Genomic DNA, 17,168 nt, shown 5'->3' with positions numbered 1-17,168 from the left:
GCAGCAAAGATAAAAGCTAAGCGGAGCAGAGGGAGGCCGAAGAAGGAAGGCGTGATGCGCGAGCCAAACGGCAGGCGGTCCCGCGCAAAGGAGCATCCAGCAAAAGCAGCCATCGATGCCAGAATGAGAATATTCAATTTGACGAAAGATCAGGCTATGGACCAGAAGGCGGCAACAAACCTCGGGCGGCTTGCTATGATGGGACGTGCAGACGGCTTGAGCCAAGACCAGTATGAGGCAGCGCTTCGCTATCTGGACGTGCGGAACGATTATCAGAAGTCCCTCTTGTCACCCGGTGCATATTTCGAGCCGAATGGAAGCGTCGATACTTCCGATCCTGATCAGTATTCAGAATGGTGCAAGCGAGTAAAAAAATCATATGACGCAGCCCATAAAGCTGTTCAGGAGACGCAAGATCAGCATCGGTCAGAAAACCTATGGGCCGCTTTGCAGTTTATCATCGTCCAAGATGAGATGATGCCCCACATGCTCGGCGCAGCAAGACTTGTGTGCAATGCGCTTCATCGGCACTTCATTCTTGACAACAAGAGCAAATCACTTAATAAATGACATCAGATTTTAAGGTGCAGAGTTGCGCCCAGATTACAGCGGCTTACGGGCCGCTTTTTGATTCGAGGCACTGCCTCAACGGAATGCGAGGCGGTATAGCGCTCACTGGTCCATGCTGCGGCAAACCCGTCAACTATCCGCCTCGCACACATGACATGGCCGCTGCCTCTTCCTTTGCAACCAGATAGCGCAAGGGTAAGTGGCGGCCTTCTTATCCGCCCTCATGCAGTAACGCCCCACTTATCCGGGTAGCGCGAGCCATAAGGGCTAACTTCACCCTCGTTCAGATATTTACGAAAGCGTTAGAAGCGACTGCATAAGCAGTATAAAGAACTGCTAACACCGCAAAAAAGAAAATGGCGTAGTCCAACAGGTGTTTCATAGCTGAGTGCTTAATGCACTCAACCTTACGCTAGCATGTCGCACGCATTAACTAAGTTTCATGAAGCCTCGCTCACGCGGGGCTTTTGCATTGGAGAGAGCAAATGGCACGGTACTTTTCTCTCCGTTGCCGTCCGAAGATGGATTGGGGTGAAGCTAACGCGCTCGATAGCCTCTCCCGCGAAGTATTTGACCCGGAGCCGGTAGACACCGGCATCATTGATGCAGACGGCTTCCCTATCATTCGCATGATGGATCAAATCGGCTTTGTAAGGGATGAGGATAGATGACCGCCAAGCTTCTCGCTCTCTCTGCCTTCATTGTTCTGGCGGCATGTGCCCTTCCATATCAGAGCCACTGCAACACAACAGATTGGCTAACGGATAGCAGGTGTAAGTGATGGATGAGTTCCCCATTGTGTTCGCTTTTGTGGTGCTGTCCGCCGTAATCATCGTTATCGGACATATTCAGGTTGTTCGTTTCATGAGGGAATACGGGCATCATCCTTTCTGTGGACCGGCAAGAAAGAAAAGCAAGCCCATCCTCATTGACCGAGAAGGCGTGGCCTATCTCCCAAAGCGCCGCGTAGTGCTGAAAGCCAAGGCCTCTAGCCGCTGTAGTTGAAAAACAATCAAGGAATTCAAGATGACACGCAAGCACGGCGGTGCGCGCCCCGGTGCAGGGCGTAAAAAAGGAAAAGTCGGCCAGGCAAAGCGTGAGTTGGCAGAGATGGCAAAAGAGCACGCAGAGCAGGCTTTGCAGGTGCTCGTCAATATCGCTTTGTCCGGTGAAAGTGAAGCGGCTCGTGTATCTGCGGCCAATGCTATTCTGGATCGCGGATACGGCAGACCAATGCAGGGTATAGATCACAAGTCTAGCGATGGCAGTATGACGCCTCCGACCCGCATTGAGCTTATCCCGCTGATAGGCAATGACAACAGCAAGGATTGAACTGCCCCCGAAATTGATCCCGGTCTTTTCCGGTGATGCTGACGTAAGAGCGTCATGGGGCGGACGGGGATCTGGGAAGACAAGATCCTTTGCCAAGATGGCCGCAGTCAGGGGCTATCAGTTTGGCATGCAGGGCATATCGGGGATTATCCTGTGCGCCCGTCAGTTTATGAACTCATTGGCGGATAGCTCGCTAGAGGAAATCAAACGCGCCATTGAGGATGAGCCATTTCTTTTGGCTTATTATGAGATTGGCGAGAAATACATCAAATCAAAGGATGGGCGCATATCATTTGCGTTTGCCGGACTCGATCGAAACATTGCCAGTATCAAGTCGAAAGGTCGCTTGCTTCTATGTTGGGTTGATGAAGCTGAGCCTGTCACCGATGAAGCATGGCGCACGCTAATCCCGACATTGCGTGAAGAGGGTGAGGACTGGAATGCAGAGCTTTGGGTTACATGGAACCCGCTGCGCAAAGATGCCCCGGTCGAGAAGCGGTTTCGCTTTTCGGATAATCCGCGAATAAAAGGCGCAGAGCTTAATTGGCGCGACAATCCGAAGTTTCCGGCCAAGCTTGAACGTGACAGGCAGGACGATTACGCAGAACGTCCCGATCAATACGAGCATATCTGGGAAGGCGATTACGTCACCGTCATTGAAGGCGCTTATTACGCCAAGCATTTGACTGAGGCTCGATCAGAGGGGCGCATTGGCAGAGTGGCTAAAGACCCGCTCATGTCACTCAGAGCTTATTGGGATATTGGTGGCACCGGCGCTAAGGCGGATCATACCGTTATTTGGGTTGCTCAGTTTGTCGGTCGGGAAATCCGCATTCTTGATCATTACGAAGCGCAGGGCCAGCCGCTCTCGGTTCATGTACAATGGTTGCGCGATAATGGATATGGAAGCGCGCTCTGTGTTCTGCCCCATGATGGTGCCACAAAAGATAAGGTTCACGATGTGAGCTTTGAAAGCGCTTTAATGGATGCGGGCTTTGAAACGGAAGTGGTTCCGAACCAAGGCTCAGGCGCTGCAAAAATGCGTATTGAGGCGGCAAGACGGCTGTTTCCTTCCATGTGGTTCAATGAAGATACCACATCGGCAGGGCTTGATGCTCTCGGATGGTATCACGAAAAGAAAGACGAACAGCGCGGCATAGGGTTGGGCCCTAACCACGACTGGTCGTCACATAGCGCAGATGCGTTCGGCCTTATGGCTATTCATTACGAGCAGCCCAAAACGAATAACCGCATGCCACAGCCGCAAACGGCATGGGTGGTTTGAACGTCGTGAGACGTACAGTCCCTTAGATGGATCATTAATTCATGGCAAAATCTAACCAGTCGATGGATGACGTCGATCTGGCTTCGCTTGTGCGTGCCGGTATCTCAAGTGCGATATCCTATGACGACACAGAACTGTCAGGGCGCCGTGCGCGAGCGATAGAGTACTATCGCGGCCAAATGTCCGATGTTCCGGCCATGGAAGGTCGATCATCGGTTACATCGCATGATCTATCCGACAATATTGGGTGGATCCTGCCCGGTTTGATGCGGGTATTCACTGCTTCTGAAACCATTGCTGTTTATGAGCCACAAAACCCGCAGGACGATGCATTCGCGAAGCAGGCCACCGATTACATCAACTACGTATTTATGCGCGAATGTGATGGTTATCGCGTCCTAAGCCAAGGTTTTCATGAAGGCTTGCTGTTTGGCAACGGTATCTGGAAACACTGGTGGGATCACAGCGTAGAGTATGAGACGCTTGATTACACCGGTTTGGGTGATATTGAATTCACACAGCTTGTTTCCGACGATGATGTTGAGGTGCTGCAGCATACGGCAGACATAACTGTTGAGACTGTTACAGACCCAGAAACAGGGCAACCGGTTGAGCAGGAAGTTGTCACCCACGCCGTTAAGATTAAGCGGGTTATTAGTACTGGTCGATTGAAAATTTGCTCAATCCCGCCAGAAGAATTTCTCATTAATAGCGGTGCAAAATCGATTGAGGATGCCACGCTGCTTGATCATCGATCAATGCGGACAAAGCAAAGCCTCATAGCGGATGGACATGACCGTCAGAAGGTCATGGAGCTTGCAGCATCATCCGATCTGGATGATAGCGAAGAACAGACCGCACGTTGGAAGAGCGCAGATCTAAGCAAGGCTGATGGCGTTGACCCACTTATGGTTGAGGTCGAAGTTCACGAAGTTTATCTTCGGTGTGATTATGACGGTGACGGCCATGCTGAATGGCGCAAGGTCGTTATGGCCGGCTCTGGCGATGGCGGGGTAATTCTGGCAAACGACGAATGGTCGGACGATGTGCCATTTTCGGATGCTGTGCCCATTCCTGAGCCGCATCGCTGGAACGGACGATCACTGTTCGACGAGCTAGAAGACGTTCAGAGAGTTAAGACCGTTTTACTGCGTCAGACACTGGACAATCTTTATCTCGCCAACAGACCGCAGCGAAAAGTTATCAAAAATCAGATTGAAAATCTTGACGAGGTTGTGAACCCAAGTTTTGGCGGCATGATCTTGATGAAGACGATGGACGCCGTGCAGGATTTGGCCGTTCCGTTTGTGGCTGACAAGTCCTATCCCATGCTTGGCTATATGGACGAGCTGAGCGAGAAGCGCACCGGCGTTTCACGTCAGTCGATGGCACTTGATCCGGACGCGCTGCAAAATCAGACCGCAGCTGGTCAAATGATGGCGCAGAGCGCAGCCTATGCGAAGATCGAACTCTATGCCCGTAATATCGCCGAAACTGGCCTAAAGCGCTTATTCCGCTGCTTGCTTAAGCTGATTGTACGGCATCAGGACAGGCCGCGCACTATTCGTTTGCGTGATCAGTGGGTGGAGATGGACCCGCGTTCGTGGAATGCGAATATGGACGTGACTGTCAGTGTCGGGCTTGGCTCCGGCTCACGTGACCGCGACTTGGCTATTCTTCAACAGATCGCTGCTAAGCAAGAGCTAATTATAGCTCAGGGCGGCCCCGGCAATGGCATCGTGACTTTAGAGCAATACGCTAACACGTTGCGTAAGATTGTCGAGACGGCTGGCATTCGCAATCCAGATAGCTTCTTTACCGAACTCACGCAGGATAAGCTTCAAGCGATGCAGCAGGGGCAAGAGCAGAAGCCTGACCCCGAAGTGCAGAAGGCACAAGCGCAAATCCAGCTTGAGCAAATGAAGGCGCAGGCTCATGCAGAGCTAGAGCAGCAAAAAGCCGCCGCTGGCATACAGGCCCAACGCGAAAGGATGCAACTGGAATTGCAAGCGGCGCGTGAGCGAGGCGAGCTAGAAATGAGCCTGATGCGTGAAAAGGCTGCGGCACAGCTACAGCTGGATCGTGAGAAGGCAGAAGTGAGCGCCCAATTACGACGAGAGGAAATGTTGCTTGAGGCAGAACTAACAGCTCAAGCCAATCAGCTCAAAGCGGCAATGCAAGTGAGTGCTCCAGTTCCCGACACGAATATCGAGCCACCGGCAGGGGTGTAATCATGAATGATGAGCGCCGTGCGGCCGAGTTTCGCCAGCTTCTGGAAAACCCAACGCTTAAAGCTGTCTTTGCCGAAGTTGAGAAAGACACATTCGAGGAATTGATCACGCTGAAGTTAGGCGAGGCGTCCGAGCAGGAAAAAGACGCTCTGATCCACCGGATGCAGATCATTAGAGACCTTTGGACCACGATTGAGCAAAAAGCCCAGATCGTGACAACCAAGGTTCAGCAGGTCGTTTGACCGCTGAAAACCCGCGCAGTGATGCGCCATGACCCAGTGCGGTTTATCCGCCCGATGGAGCCTATATCATGACTATGACCGACAATCCGGAACAGACCGGAACCGTGTCCGATACCTCCCCGAATGAAGCCAATGACGTGACCAGCTTCCAAGAAGCCACGGATGACGTCTTTGGATCGATTGCCGAAGCTGCCGCACATCTTGAAGATGAAGAAGACGAGCAGCAATCGGATGAAGCCGCAGCGTCTACGGACGAAGCGCATCAATCGGACGATGAAACGTCAGAAGACGATCAGGCCGAGGAACCGAAATACCGTCTCGCAGACGGCACAGAGGCCACCCTTAGTGAGATCGAAGAATGGCGGAAGGGCAACCTTCGGCAGTCCGATTACACTCGAAAGACGATGGAACTTGCAGAAACCCGTAAGGAACTGGAAGCGCGTCAGCAGAGCACCAATCAACAAGCACAGTTTTTCCAGCAGAACATCGATTTTGCGATTGACGTTGCCAAGGCTCATTTGCCTCAAGCCCCGGATCCCGCGCTTGCATATAGTGACCCTATCACTTTTATGCAGCAGAAAGCGGATTACGAGGCCCGTACAGAGCAGTTGCAGCAGCTCTTATCTGCCAAGCAGCAGCACTTGTCCGAGACAAGCCAGCAACGACAGCAGGCGCACAAGGATATGGCACTGAATGAGGCGAAAGCTCTCATGGATGCAATGCCAGAACTTAAAGACCCCGCAAAACTTCAATCGTTCCAAGCAGATTTGTCCAGAAGCGTTCAGAGCTATGGCATCAAGCCCGACGAGATCGGTAATGTGATGGACCATAGGCTGTTCCTGATGGCTCGTGACGCCATGGCTTATCAAAAGCTTATGTCGCAAAAGCCGAAAGCACTCGACAAGGCTAGAAATGCGCCCCCGGTACAAGTGCCAGGTCAGCGCCAAAGCCCAACCGAAGCAGTAGCAAGGGCAAATCGCGCTCGAATGGAGAAGCTGAGCAAAACCGGATCGATCAACGATGCAATGCAGATCGATTTCGAATAGCCAACTTCATTCATAGGAGGCCATGATGGCCGCATTAGCAAATACCTTCGTTACCACTTCCGCTAAGGGTAATCGCGAACAGCTCCACGATGTGGTGTCGCGACTGACCCCAGAAGACACGCCAATCTATTCAGCAATCGGCACGGAAGGAGCCAATGGCGTTCACCCTGAATGGGAAACCATTGACCTGAATGCGCCCGCTGCAAACGTTGTGCCAGAAGGCGATGAATACACGTTCGCAGCGTCGACGCCTGCCGTGCGTATGGGGAACTACACCCAGATCATGCGCAAGACCGGTATTGTATCCGGCACACAGGATAGCGTTGACAACGCTGGTAAGGCTGAACAGGTCAAATACCAAAAACTGATGCGCGGCAAGGAACTCAAGAAGGATGTTGAATTCTCCTTAGTCTCTAACGTTGCTTCGGTCGGCGGCACTTCCCGTGTTTCAGGTGGCCTGCCTTCGTGGGTAACGACCAACGTTTCCCGTGGCGCGACTGGTACCAATGGTGGCTATAGTCAGGCTACCGGTTTGACCGTCGCAGCCACTAATGGCGATCAGCGTGCATTCACCAAGGTATTGCTCGATGATGTCATGCAGCAGGGCTACAACAGCGGTGCCAACTTCTCCGATCTCGTTGTTTCGCCTTATGTCAAAAGTGTGTTCGTCACGTTTATGTCGGACAGCAATGTCGCTTCGTTCCGCCATTCAGTGAGCAATGGCAACAGCAATTCGATTATTTCGAACGCTGACATCTACGAAGGCCCATTCGGCAAGATCAACGTGGTTCCGAACCGCGTCCAGGCGACCAGTGCAGCTGTTGCACGTAATGCCTTCGCCATTGATCGCGAAATGCTGTCTTGGCAGTGGCTTCGTAAGATCCATGAAGACAAAAAGGTCGCTAAAACTGGCGATGCTGAGAAATTTGTCTTGCTTGGCGAGGGTTGCCTCAAGGTGAAGAACGAAAAAGGCATTGGCGTTGTAGCTGATCTGTTCGGACTTACCGCCGCGACCTAAGCGGTGCATCACACTGAAACTCAAGGACTGGCGTTGTGCTGGTCCTTTTTCTTATGAACACGGAGAAACCGAATGTCTGATCCAAAAGTACAGCCGAAAGCTCAGACCATTGAAGTGGAAATCGTCCGCGATTTTTGGGACGCAGACGGCAATCGCTGCGAAGCTGGAACATGCATAGAAGTTCCTGTCGAAGCAGCACTTGAAGGTATTGAAACAGGTGCTCTGCGCCGTGCTCCAAAGGCTGGCAAATGATTAAGGACGGCGACTGGACCCTGCTTGAGTGGGACGCCCACACCGGTCGCACCGTCTGGCATATGTTTGATGGTGAAAAGACCGTGATCCGCACCGATTACCCTATCACCGCGACAGTGGCAGAAAACGAAAAAGCGCGAAACGAAGCCGGTAAAGCTTGGACTGGCGACTGGCATCGTATCGCGTCCGTACCACTCAATATCTATCACGAGCAGCTCGCCGAAGCGGAACGACAGGGCGATAAGAAATTCATATCGAGCTGGCTTAACGACAGTGATAACCGCGCATGGCGAACTAAGGAAGGACGCGTCTAATGGCTCTATCTTCCTATGGTGACCTGATCGCATCAATTCAAAGCTGGATGCTGGACAGAGTCGATTTAGCGTCGATGTGCGGTGATTTCATCGCATTGGCCGAAGGAGACATGAATAAGCATCTGCGCACGCGAGATCAATTGACAACAGTCACCCTGACGCTCGATGCCAATGGACAAGCCGATCTTCCGTCTGACTATCTTGCAGTGCGGCAAGCGGTTTCGTCCGCCAATCCTCGGTGTGAGCTGGAACTGATCGTTCCACCCTATGAAACGCAATTTTCCGCCAGTGCAGGTGTAGCGCAGCATTTCACTATTGATGGCAACAAAATCACAGTTTGGCCGCGTTCCACCGGCGAGGTCCGCTTTTCATATTTTGCGAAGATCCCGGCGCTCACAGAGAGCAATCCAACAAACTGGTTGCTGAGCAGCTACCCCAATATTTACCTCTACGGCTCCTGCATGCACGCTGGCATTTTTATCAGCGATGCTGAGCGCACAGTCGGCATGACTTCAATGTTTACCAGCCAAATTGAAGCGCTCAAAGATGCCAGCGAGGTTTCGATGTATCGCGGCGCGGCGATGCGCATCTCAGGACCAACGCCATGATCCCAATTGCCGAATATGCGCCCGACCGGTCGAAGTTTGATCCCACTGCATCAAGAAATCTTGTGAATGTGCTTCCGCATGTTAACTCATGGGGACCATTCCCAGCATTTGTCCCTTTGTCTGCTGCAACAAGTGATAGACCGCAGGGATCGCATCTGGCGTATGTCAGTAACGGTCAGTACCTCCAATTTGTGGGCACCGGGGACGCGATTTACGTTCTCAACTCTAGTACACTGGCGTGGGATAATCTCTCGAAGACTGGCGGATATTCCACACCTGCAACGTCCCGCTGGAGCTTTACTGATTATGGCTCGTGGGTTCTTGCCTCTAACGGCATTGATCCAATCCAGTACATCGATATTTCCGGCGTGATTGGCACTTTTGCAGACCTGAGCGCCGATGCCCCGATTGCAAATCATGTCAGTGTTGTCGGTGATTTCGTGGTGGCGATGAACCTCTCTACGAGCGAGCAGTCTGTCCAATGGTCGGGGCTTAACCAGCCTCAATTCTGGACCCCGCGCCAAAGGTCATCTGACTTCCAGATGTTCCCGGACGGTGGCGAGATTATGGGATCATGCGGGTTTGAACGCGGTGCGGTCATCTTTCAGGAAAAATGCATCCGTGAAATGACTTTGGCGCTCACATCCCCCCTCGTTGCAACGTTCAACAAGACGGTTGATGCGCACGGCGCGGTAGCTCCACAGTCGATTGTTTCGACAGGCAACGGGATTTTCTATCTCGCACTTGATGGCTTCTATCGGTACGGGACGCCGCCAACGCCGATTGGTGTGGAGCGTGTCGACGAGACTTTTCTGGATGATATAGCTCTTTCAGAACTCTATCAGGTGTTTGGCAGCGCTGATCCTGTTCGCAAGATTGTCTATTGGGCGTATCGCTCGAAGGGCAATCCGATAGAGTATTCGTATGACAAGGTGCTCTGCTATCATTACGGGATCGACAAATGGTCGTTGTTGAAACCCGGTACAATCATGACCGGTTTGGTCCGGGCGACAACACCGGGCTACACGCTCGATAGCCTCACAGCATTGGGCTACACGCTGGATGATCTCCCGTTCTCGCTCGACAGCCGCGCATGGGCAGCAGGCGCGCCATCTCTGGCCGCATTTGATACGCAATACAGGATGGGCTTTTTCAGCGGTAAGCCGTTGGGAGCCACGCTTGCAACAGGCGCGGTGGAGCTTTCCAAGGGACGGAGAACCTTCGTTTCAGGCTGGCGTCCGTTATGCGACGCGCCAAAGATCAATGGCCGTGTCGGCGCTCTCGATCGTGCGGGCGGGGCAACGAACTGGAAGCCTGTTTATCCGACGAACCGAACAGGACTTATCCCGGCGCGCGCCAGCGGCCGCTTTCATGCATTTGAAATCGACATACCCGCCGATCAGGACTGGTCACACTGTCATGGTGTAGACCCCGTGGGCAAGGCGGAGGGGCAGCAGTAATGGCTAACTTCTCTCGCGAGAACTGCCGCGCCATTGGTGCGCATATCACCACAACCGCCAATACGACGATTTATTCGGCCACCGGCTATCCGCATGTCATCGATATTCGTTGCGCTAACCTTACCAGCAATGACGTGCCGGTGACTATCAGTTGGTATTCCATTCAGGACAGCGACCAATACAGGCTGATTTATCAGCACCCAATCCCGGCCAATGGTGCAATCACATTCCCGTTAGATGCCTTTGCGCCGATTGATGGCGATGAAATCCGTGTTCAGGCAGGTTCAGCAAACGCCATCGATGTCATCCTGACCATCGCAGAAGTGCCAGGACGGTTTATATGATGAAGCTGAGACTGACTTCTGACATGAGCGCCGATGAAATGTCACCGCTCTGGCCGGATATTATCTCCTGCTTGGAAAAGTATGTCGCGCGGTTCCCGGATGAGACGGTTTCAAACATTATCGCGCAATGTGCATCAGGCAGACGCCAACTCTGGATCATTCAAGATGAGGTCGGGCGAGTCATTCTCACTCCCATAACGGAAATCACGGCGGACGATGCCACCGGGGCAAAGACGCTCGTTCTGGCGGAGGTTGGTGGCTCACGGCTGCGAGAAGCGATGCCCTGCCTCAAGGAAATAGAATCGTGGGCCAAGCGTAAGCATGGAGCGACGAAAGCGCGTTTGATTGGCCGCGACGGCTGGATGCGCCTGCTACCGCGATACGGCTATCAGCCCGAAGCAAGAATTTATTCGAAAGGTCTGTGAAGATGGGCAGCAAAAGCACCAAAACCACTCAGGAAAACAAACCGCCTGCATGGGCCGCTCCGCTGTTTAAGCAAGGTGCCAGCGAAGCCCAGAGGCTTTACGACACCAAGACTGGATACAACACCTACACCGGCCCAACTCAGGCAGCGTTGAGCGCGCCAACCCTTTCAGGGATGAATAGCGCGTTAGCAGCGACAGGCTTCACTGGAGCGCCGATCTCTAACGAGAGCATCAATGCTGGCATTCCGGACGTTATGGCGATTATGCAGCAGGCCATGGCTGGACGACAGCAGCCGCAAGCGCCAGCAAACCGGGGCGGTGATCTGATCTGGATCGATGCTATGGGACCCGGTCGTGAGGGATATTACATCCAACGCCCATTCGACAAACGCACCGGGGAATACCTGAGCGACGATGATGCCGCGATGCAGGAACGTCGAAATTTCCGCAACAAAATGCTTGAAAATCGCGGTAGCCGGTAAGGGGCGGGATTATGGGAAATAGCAACAGCTCCACGAATAAAACCTCATCCAGCCCGGTTCAGGGATCGCTACCTCAATGGGCAAAGACGGGAACGAGCGATTACAATAATATGAACACGGCATTGCAGACCTTGCCGATGAATGCCGCTGTTCAAACCATTGGATCAGGTGGGCTTGGGCAAGCTTCGCAGGATGCGATTAAAAACCTGCAACAGTCTGACGGGACTAACCCTTGGATGGATCAAGCAGCATCGTTCCTTGGCGACACTGCTGGCTCTATCGGGCAGGGTGGCGCGGCGAATGAATATCTGACATCGACCGCGCGCGGCGATTATCTGGGCGGCAGCAATCCCTATCTCGATAGCATCATCTCTAAGGGTGCCGACGACATAGCCACGCAAACGAACAATATGTTTGCAGCAGGTGGGCGCTATGGTTCAGGCGCAAATCAGGGTGTTTTGTCTGACAGCATTGCCAATGCCAGCAATAATCTCCGCTATCAGGATTACGCGACAGAGCGACAGAACCAGCTTGCCGCCGCGAATGCGCTTGAAGGCGCGGAGCAGGCGCGCGCTGGCCTTGGTACATCAGCCGCAAATGCACTAGGTTCACTTGGGCAGTCCGCTTTCGGCAATAATTACAATTCTCAAGTCGGCGCAGCCAATATCGAAAATCAGGGCATGTCCAATATGCTCAACATGATTTCTCAACTGCCGACCATTCAGGGCAACAAGATGTTTGACGCTGACCGCCAGATGCAGATCGGCGGTGCGATTGATCAGCGCACCCAGCAGGGCCTTACAGACCTCATCAACCAGTGGACGCGAAGCGATAACGAGGATTGGGCGCGCCTTGGTGGTCTGCTATCTGCTGCACAAGGCTCGGCTGGCAATTATGGAACGCAAACGCAGACGAGCCAGCAGCCGGCAAATATTCTTGGCGGTCTGGCTGGCCTTCTGAGCATCCTATAAGGGGTAGAACATCATGGCAGGTCTTCTCGATGTATTGGCTGGCATGTTTGGCGGACAGGCCACTCCACCACAGATGCAGCCGAATGCACAGCCGGAGAGCTATCAGGGCACACCTATGCCGCAAGCGCCACAGCAGGCGCAGCAGATGCCGCAGCAGCAATCTGGGGGCCTGTTTAGTGGAGGAATGCGCGATACCCTGCGTAATCTTGCCCCTGCAATAGCCATGATCGATCCGCGCAATCAGCAGATGGGCATGGCAATGATGGCTATAAACCAAAATCGCCAAAAACTGGCCGCAGGGCAGGCGCAGCAGAACCGCACTGTCCAACACCTCATATCTCAAGGTGTTGATCCAGAAGAAGCAGCGGTCATCGTCTCGGACCCTGAACTCATGCGCTCATGGTTCGGAGAGCGCGCCAAGGCCGGTAAGCCTGATTGGCAGATTACCGAGATTTACGACGAGCAGGGCAGGCCGAAAAAGGTTCTGATCGACAAAAACAACCCGCAGAGTATGCAGGATTTGGGCGGCTCAAAGAACGAGCAAACTACTCTCATGCAAAACCTTTCTGCAGCAGGCTTACAGCCGGGAACGCCTGAATATCAGCAGGCAGTGCTTGAAGGGACAAAGAGCGGCGTGAATGTGAGCGTTGGTGCCGGAGAAAAGGCGTGGAGTACGGAAAGCGCCAAACTCTTTGCTAAGCGCTATGATGACATTTCGGCTGGTGCATCCAACGCGCAACAGATGATGGGTATGTATGACCTTGCTGAGCAAGCACTCAACAGTGGTGTACGCACTGGCATGGGAGCAGAAGCCGAATTGACGTTGCGCCAGCTAGGCTCAGCTATGGGTGTTGATACAGATCCCGAAAAGCTCGCAGGTGGCGAACTTATCCGCGCTGTTCAGAACCGTATGGCTCTTACCATGCGTTCGCCTGATGGTGGGATGGGGATGCCAGGCGCATTGTCTGATCGCGATATTAAGTTCCTGAAAGACAGCCAGATCGGCATTGACCGCTCTACAGAAGGCAACCGGAAAATGCTTGCTGCTTTCCGTGCGATGGAAGCTCGTAAGATTGATATTGCACGGCTCGCTGATGAGTACATTGAGGAGCATGGCCAACTTGATCCCGGCTTCAATCGTCGGGTTCGCGAGTGGGCAGAGGCTAATCCATTATTCGATGAAAATGCTTTATCTGGGAACAATGCTGGCGGCGTTGTCGACTTCTCCGATTTCTTTAACCAGTGAGGCTATGATGAAAAAACTTACGCCGTTCCAGAAGGTCTGCGAAGGAATGTCTCGGCTTCCAGTAGATCCCGTCTCAGGGCGTCAATATTTTGTTGATCAACACGGAGAACGATGGTTCCCGCTTCCTTTGTCGTCAAAGAAATTCCTACCCCGTGAATGGGGTGTGCCGCAGCCTGTGAGGATAGAACAGTTACTTCCGTAACCCTGTTTGAACCGTCCGTATAAAGTTTCGGCATTTACTCCCCTCCCATTTTTCTGATCATGCTTTGATTCCGATAAGGTGTCCATATGCCCATAGTTAAGATGCCGGACGGCACGCAAGTGCGGTTTCCTGACGATATGCCCCGTGAGCAGATCAGGGATATGATTGCGTCGAAATTTCCGGATGCCGCGAAACCGCAGCAGCCTGAAACAGGCAGGATGCTTGATGACTTTTATTCATCTGGAATGTACGCGGGAAAATACAATCCACTCGGCCCCATCGCACGATCACTTAGCGCTTCAACATCCGCAGTTGGGGACGCGCTTACATTCGGTTGGGGTGATGAAATATCCGGTCTCTTGGGCATGGATACACAAGCCATTCGCAACCGTCAGAGCGCACTTAGAGAAAGTAACCCTGTCGCCAGCATGGTAGGTAGTGTCGGTGGGGCTTTGGCGGCAGGCGGGCCGATTGGTAAAGCTGGTCTGTCAGCTCGGGCGGCGGGGGCTGGTCTGGGCGTCCGCGCAGCAGCGGGCAGCGCAGAGGGGGCGGCCCTTGGTAGCCTTTACGGCGCAGGCGCTGCCGATGACGGTAGCCGTGGCATGGGTGCGCTTACGGGCGGAACTATTGGTGGTATTGCAGGCGGGGCATTTCCGCTAGTCGCATCGGGCGTGGGGAAGGCCTATGAGGCTTTCCGCAATTCTCGGAATGCTGCCCCTATCGCTAAAAGCGCCGGTATTACTCCTGAAGCAGCGCGGATGCTTGGCAGCATCTTGGATGCAGACGGCGCGCTTGGCCCGCAGGGGCAGGCTTCAATGTCTCGGGCTGGCCGAGAAGCTATGCTTGTTGACGCTGGCCCAACTGCGCAGGGTGTGCTTGATACGACGATTCAGCGAGGGGGGCCGGGATCGAAAATTGCTCGAGAAGCCATAGATGCCCGTGTCGGTCGAGATAGCGCGGCGCTTTCTGCCGCTCTTGATGATGCTCTGGGCGCTCCGCAAGGCGTCACTGCAACACGAGAAGGCATCCGCACTGGCTCAAGTTCTGCGAGGCAGTCTGCGTATAATCGTGCGTATTCGCAGCCTATCGACTATGCACATCCGCAGGCTATGCAGATTGAAGCTCTGGTAAAAGGCCGTGTTCCTAGCTCTGCAATCAATCGCGCAAACCAGCTTATGCGGGCCGAGGGCAATCAGTCACAGCAAATACTCGCGAATATCTCTGATGATGGCGCTGTTCTTTTTGAGCGCCTGCCAGACGTGCGCCAGCTTGATTATATCACTCGTGCACTGAATGATCTTGCGGAAGCTGGCGAAGGTGCAGGCGCAATGGGTGGGCAGAACGCCCTTGGCCGTGCATACCAGAACCTTTCTCGCGAAATCCGGGACAATCTTAAATCTCTAGTTCCTGAGTATGGACAAGCGTTGGAAACCGCTGCCGATCCTATTCGCCGGTCTAAGGCCGTTGAACTCGGTTCAAAACTACTGTCTCGTGGTATGGCTCGCGATGAGGCGGCTATAGCTGTTCGGGGCATGACAGGGCCAGAAAAACATGCCGTTGCGCAAGGCATCCGCTCGCAGATTGACGAGGTGATGGCAAACGTCCAGAGGACGGCCACCGATCCTAATGTCGATGCACGAGCAGCGCTCAACACCCTGAAACAGCTATCCAGCGCGGCCAATCGTGAAAAGACGTCACTGGTTTTAGGTGAGCAAGCGTCGAGAAAGCTGTTCGATGAACTTGATAGGGTCGCGCAGTCATTCGAATTAAGGGCGGGCGTTACGACCAACTCAAGGACTTACGGTCGTCAAGCAATAAGTAAGCGCGTGAAAGATATGGCCGGGGCGGACGGTCCTGTCAGAACAGTCATGCGCGGGGAGCCTGTGAATGCGACTAAGGGCATCATGCAGATACTCACCGGGGAAACGCCAGCGCGTCAGGCAGCGAGAGAGGACGGCCTCTTTGCAGAAATCGCCCGCCTGCTTACGCAGCAAGGCGGTGCGGGGCAGGGTGTCTATGACGCTATAGGGAAGATCGGTCAGACGGATGCAGCGACGTCAATCATGCGGGATGGTATTATTCGCGCTCTTTCCGGCCCGCAGACTTCTTATCCAGCAGGAACCCTATCCCAACGCATAAAGGAATAGCTATCGCGCCTATGATGAATAGGATGTGGTGAGGGTATGTGTCGCGTATCCATACAAGCGCCTTCACAAGCGCGATGGTGAATATAATCGCCACGACTGTCCCGAAAAGCTGCGCTTGCTTACTCATCTGGTTCATCAATGAGAATGTCGCGGCTTGTGGCTGTTGGGGCGCTCTTTGTATTCATGCCAGCGCACAGCGGCATAGGCCAAGGCCACTACCGCAGCCGGGGCAATTACAAAAGCCAGTGTCCATGATCCATTCATTATCGTAGCCCTTTCAGGACGCGTCTTGAGAGCAAGTGTAATGCAATAGCAGCTAAAAGCCAACCAACCAGACCGAAGGCCAGACGAAGCGAGCTAAGAGACGCTCCAAGATTGCCGACATTATATAGATACCCGGCGATAGGAGTTGCAATGCCAACCGTGAAGCACGCTGTTGACGCCCTATCCAGCGCATTCGCCAGCAGCTTTGTTTTCTCGTTGTGGATCAGGGTCATTACTTCTTCTTCAACGATGCTAACACCTGCGCTGCGTCAAGGGCATTGGATGGCGCTGATTTCGCATTGAACATCACAACCGTTACCGATGCATTGGCCGTTCTTCGGCGCATTGCAAAGCCGGGCGAATAGGTTGTATTTGCGTATGCGGAGTTTCCAAACGTGTTGATGGTCGTATTGGATTGGCCTGGCATATATCCGGCGAACTCAGAACCGGATCGCAAATTGGCATTCCCCATAAGGAAGTGACTATATCCTTTGGAAATCGTGAGTTCCGCCGCCCTCTTTTGAATACTGCCCGGAACTTGCGAGGCGGCAATAAGGCCGCTGCCACTGACCTCTAGCTGATAAACATTCTTGGCTAATGCCATTTCTTGCGTTTGAACGCAGCCTGAAAGCGCTGTGGCACACACAGCCACCAATACTATGCTTCTCATAAAAGACCCCAAGTTTAACCGCCGACAACAACATACGACGATGAACCGTTGACAGCAAG

The 17,168-nt window shown here is 53.3% G+C and carries 21 protein-coding genes; 19 read left to right on the top strand and 2 right to left on the bottom strand.

The window, feature by feature from the left end; translation table 11 throughout:
* Nucleotides 1-54: 54 nt before the first annotated feature.
* From DKP76_RS11565 to DKP76_RS11475, 19 genes are all read left to right on the top strand, one after another.
* The gene (locus DKP76_RS11565; RefSeq protein WP_245410215.1) at nucleotides 55-570 is read left to right on the top strand and encodes a hypothetical protein; all 516 of its coding nucleotides are present in this window, start codon (nucleotides 55-57) and stop codon (nucleotides 568-570) included.
* 485 nt (nucleotides 571-1,055) lie between these two features.
* On the top strand, nucleotides 1,056-1,241 hold the full coding sequence (locus tag DKP76_RS11560) for a hypothetical protein (RefSeq protein WP_109706811.1): 186 nt from the start codon (nucleotides 1,056-1,058) through the stop codon (nucleotides 1,239-1,241).
* Nucleotides 1,242-1,350: 109 nt separating this feature from the next.
* Nucleotides 1,351-1,575: a hypothetical protein gene (locus DKP76_RS11555; RefSeq protein ID WP_109706809.1), complete on the top strand. Its 225-nt coding sequence runs from the start codon at nucleotides 1,351-1,353 to the stop codon at nucleotides 1,573-1,575.
* A gap of 21 nt (nucleotides 1,576-1,596) precedes the next feature.
* On the top strand, nucleotides 1,597-1,902 hold the full coding sequence (locus DKP76_RS11550; RefSeq protein WP_109706807.1) for a hypothetical protein: 306 nt from the start codon (nucleotides 1,597-1,599) through the stop codon (nucleotides 1,900-1,902).
* Nucleotides 1,883-3,187 (top strand): phage terminase large subunit, encoded by a 1,305-nt coding sequence (locus DKP76_RS11545; RefSeq protein WP_109706805.1) that lies wholly within the window; start codon nucleotides 1,883-1,885, stop codon nucleotides 3,185-3,187. The genes DKP76_RS11550 and DKP76_RS11545 overlap by 20 nt, the downstream gene beginning before the upstream one ends.
* Nucleotides 3,188-3,228: 41 nt before the next feature.
* Nucleotides 3,229-5,418 carry a portal protein gene (locus DKP76_RS11540; RefSeq protein WP_109706804.1) on the top strand — a complete coding sequence of 730 codons (2,190 nt, stop codon included), beginning with the start codon at nucleotides 3,229-3,231 and terminating at the stop codon, nucleotides 5,416-5,418.
* 2 nt (nucleotides 5,419-5,420) lie between these two features.
* Nucleotides 5,421-5,660, top strand: a complete 240-nt coding sequence (locus DKP76_RS11535) for a hypothetical protein (protein WP_109706802.1) — start codon at nucleotides 5,421-5,423, stop codon at nucleotides 5,658-5,660.
* A gap of 68 nt (nucleotides 5,661-5,728) precedes the next feature.
* Nucleotides 5,729-6,706, top strand: coding sequence for a hypothetical protein (locus DKP76_RS11530; protein ID WP_109706800.1), 978 nt, complete (start codon nucleotides 5,729-5,731; stop codon nucleotides 6,704-6,706).
* Nucleotides 6,707-6,731: 25 nt separating this feature from the next.
* Nucleotides 6,732-7,724, top strand: a complete 993-nt coding sequence (locus DKP76_RS11525; RefSeq protein WP_109706798.1) for a DUF5309 domain-containing protein — start codon at nucleotides 6,732-6,734, stop codon at nucleotides 7,722-7,724.
* A gap of 72 nt (nucleotides 7,725-7,796) precedes the next feature.
* Entirely contained in the window at nucleotides 7,797-7,976 is a 180-nt protein-coding gene (locus DKP76_RS11520; protein WP_109706796.1) for a hypothetical protein, read from the top strand.
* Nucleotides 7,973-8,290, top strand: coding sequence for a hypothetical protein (locus DKP76_RS11515; RefSeq protein WP_109706794.1), 318 nt, complete (start codon nucleotides 7,973-7,975; stop codon nucleotides 8,288-8,290). The genes DKP76_RS11520 and DKP76_RS11515 overlap by 4 nt, the downstream gene beginning before the upstream one ends.
* Nucleotides 8,290-8,898 (top strand): phage adaptor protein, encoded by a 609-nt coding sequence (locus tag DKP76_RS11510; RefSeq protein WP_109706792.1) that lies wholly within the window; start codon nucleotides 8,290-8,292, stop codon nucleotides 8,896-8,898. Before DKP76_RS11515 ends, DKP76_RS11510 begins: the two co-directional genes overlap by 1 nt.
* Nucleotides 8,895-10,358 (top strand): hypothetical protein, encoded by a 1,464-nt coding sequence (locus DKP76_RS19030; protein ID WP_146198925.1) that lies wholly within the window; start codon nucleotides 8,895-8,897, stop codon nucleotides 10,356-10,358. The genes DKP76_RS11510 and DKP76_RS19030 overlap by 4 nt, the downstream gene beginning before the upstream one ends.
* Nucleotides 10,358-10,702, top strand: coding sequence for a hypothetical protein (locus DKP76_RS11500; RefSeq protein ID WP_109706788.1), 345 nt, complete (start codon nucleotides 10,358-10,360; stop codon nucleotides 10,700-10,702). Before DKP76_RS19030 ends, DKP76_RS11500 begins: the two co-directional genes overlap by 1 nt.
* Nucleotides 10,703-10,725: 23 nt before the next feature.
* Nucleotides 10,726-11,127, top strand: a complete 402-nt coding sequence (locus tag DKP76_RS11495; RefSeq protein WP_109706786.1) for a hypothetical protein — start codon at nucleotides 10,726-10,728, stop codon at nucleotides 11,125-11,127.
* Between the two features lie 2 nt (nucleotides 11,128-11,129).
* Nucleotides 11,130-11,609, top strand: a complete 480-nt coding sequence (locus DKP76_RS11490) for a hypothetical protein (protein WP_109706784.1) — start codon at nucleotides 11,130-11,132, stop codon at nucleotides 11,607-11,609.
* 236 nt (nucleotides 11,610-11,845) lie between these two features.
* Nucleotides 11,846-12,580, top strand: coding sequence for a hypothetical protein (locus DKP76_RS11485; protein ID WP_109706782.1), 735 nt, complete (start codon nucleotides 11,846-11,848; stop codon nucleotides 12,578-12,580).
* A 13-nt stretch (nucleotides 12,581-12,593) separates the two neighbouring features.
* Entirely contained in the window at nucleotides 12,594-13,826 is a 1,233-nt protein-coding gene (locus DKP76_RS11480) for a hypothetical protein (RefSeq protein ID WP_109706780.1), read from the top strand.
* Between the two features lie 363 nt (nucleotides 13,827-14,189).
* Nucleotides 14,190-16,175 carry a hypothetical protein gene (locus tag DKP76_RS11475; RefSeq protein ID WP_146198924.1) on the top strand — a complete coding sequence of 662 codons (1,986 nt, stop codon included), beginning with the start codon at nucleotides 14,190-14,192 and terminating at the stop codon, nucleotides 16,173-16,175.
* Nucleotides 16,176-16,438: 263 nt separating this feature from the next.
* Here DKP76_RS11475 and DKP76_RS11470 read toward each other — a convergent pair whose 3' ends face one another.
* Nucleotides 16,439-16,672, bottom strand: a complete 234-nt coding sequence (locus tag DKP76_RS11470) for a hypothetical protein (RefSeq protein ID WP_109706776.1) — start codon at nucleotides 16,670-16,672, stop codon at nucleotides 16,439-16,441.
* Nucleotides 16,672-17,109: a hypothetical protein gene (locus tag DKP76_RS11465; protein WP_146198923.1), complete on the bottom strand. Its 438-nt coding sequence runs from the start codon at nucleotides 17,107-17,109 to the stop codon at nucleotides 16,672-16,674. The genes DKP76_RS11470 and DKP76_RS11465 overlap by 1 nt, the downstream gene beginning before the upstream one ends.
* Between the last annotated feature and the right edge of the window lie 59 nt (nucleotides 17,110-17,168).

It is taken from the genome of Falsochrobactrum shanghaiense (assembly GCF_003149535.1).
GTDB classification, from domain to species: domain Bacteria; phylum Pseudomonadota; class Alphaproteobacteria; order Rhizobiales; family Rhizobiaceae; genus Brucella; species Brucella shanghaiense.
The sequence above is the reverse complement of the archived record's forward strand: the minus strand, read 5'-3'. Positions and strand labels throughout refer to the sequence as shown.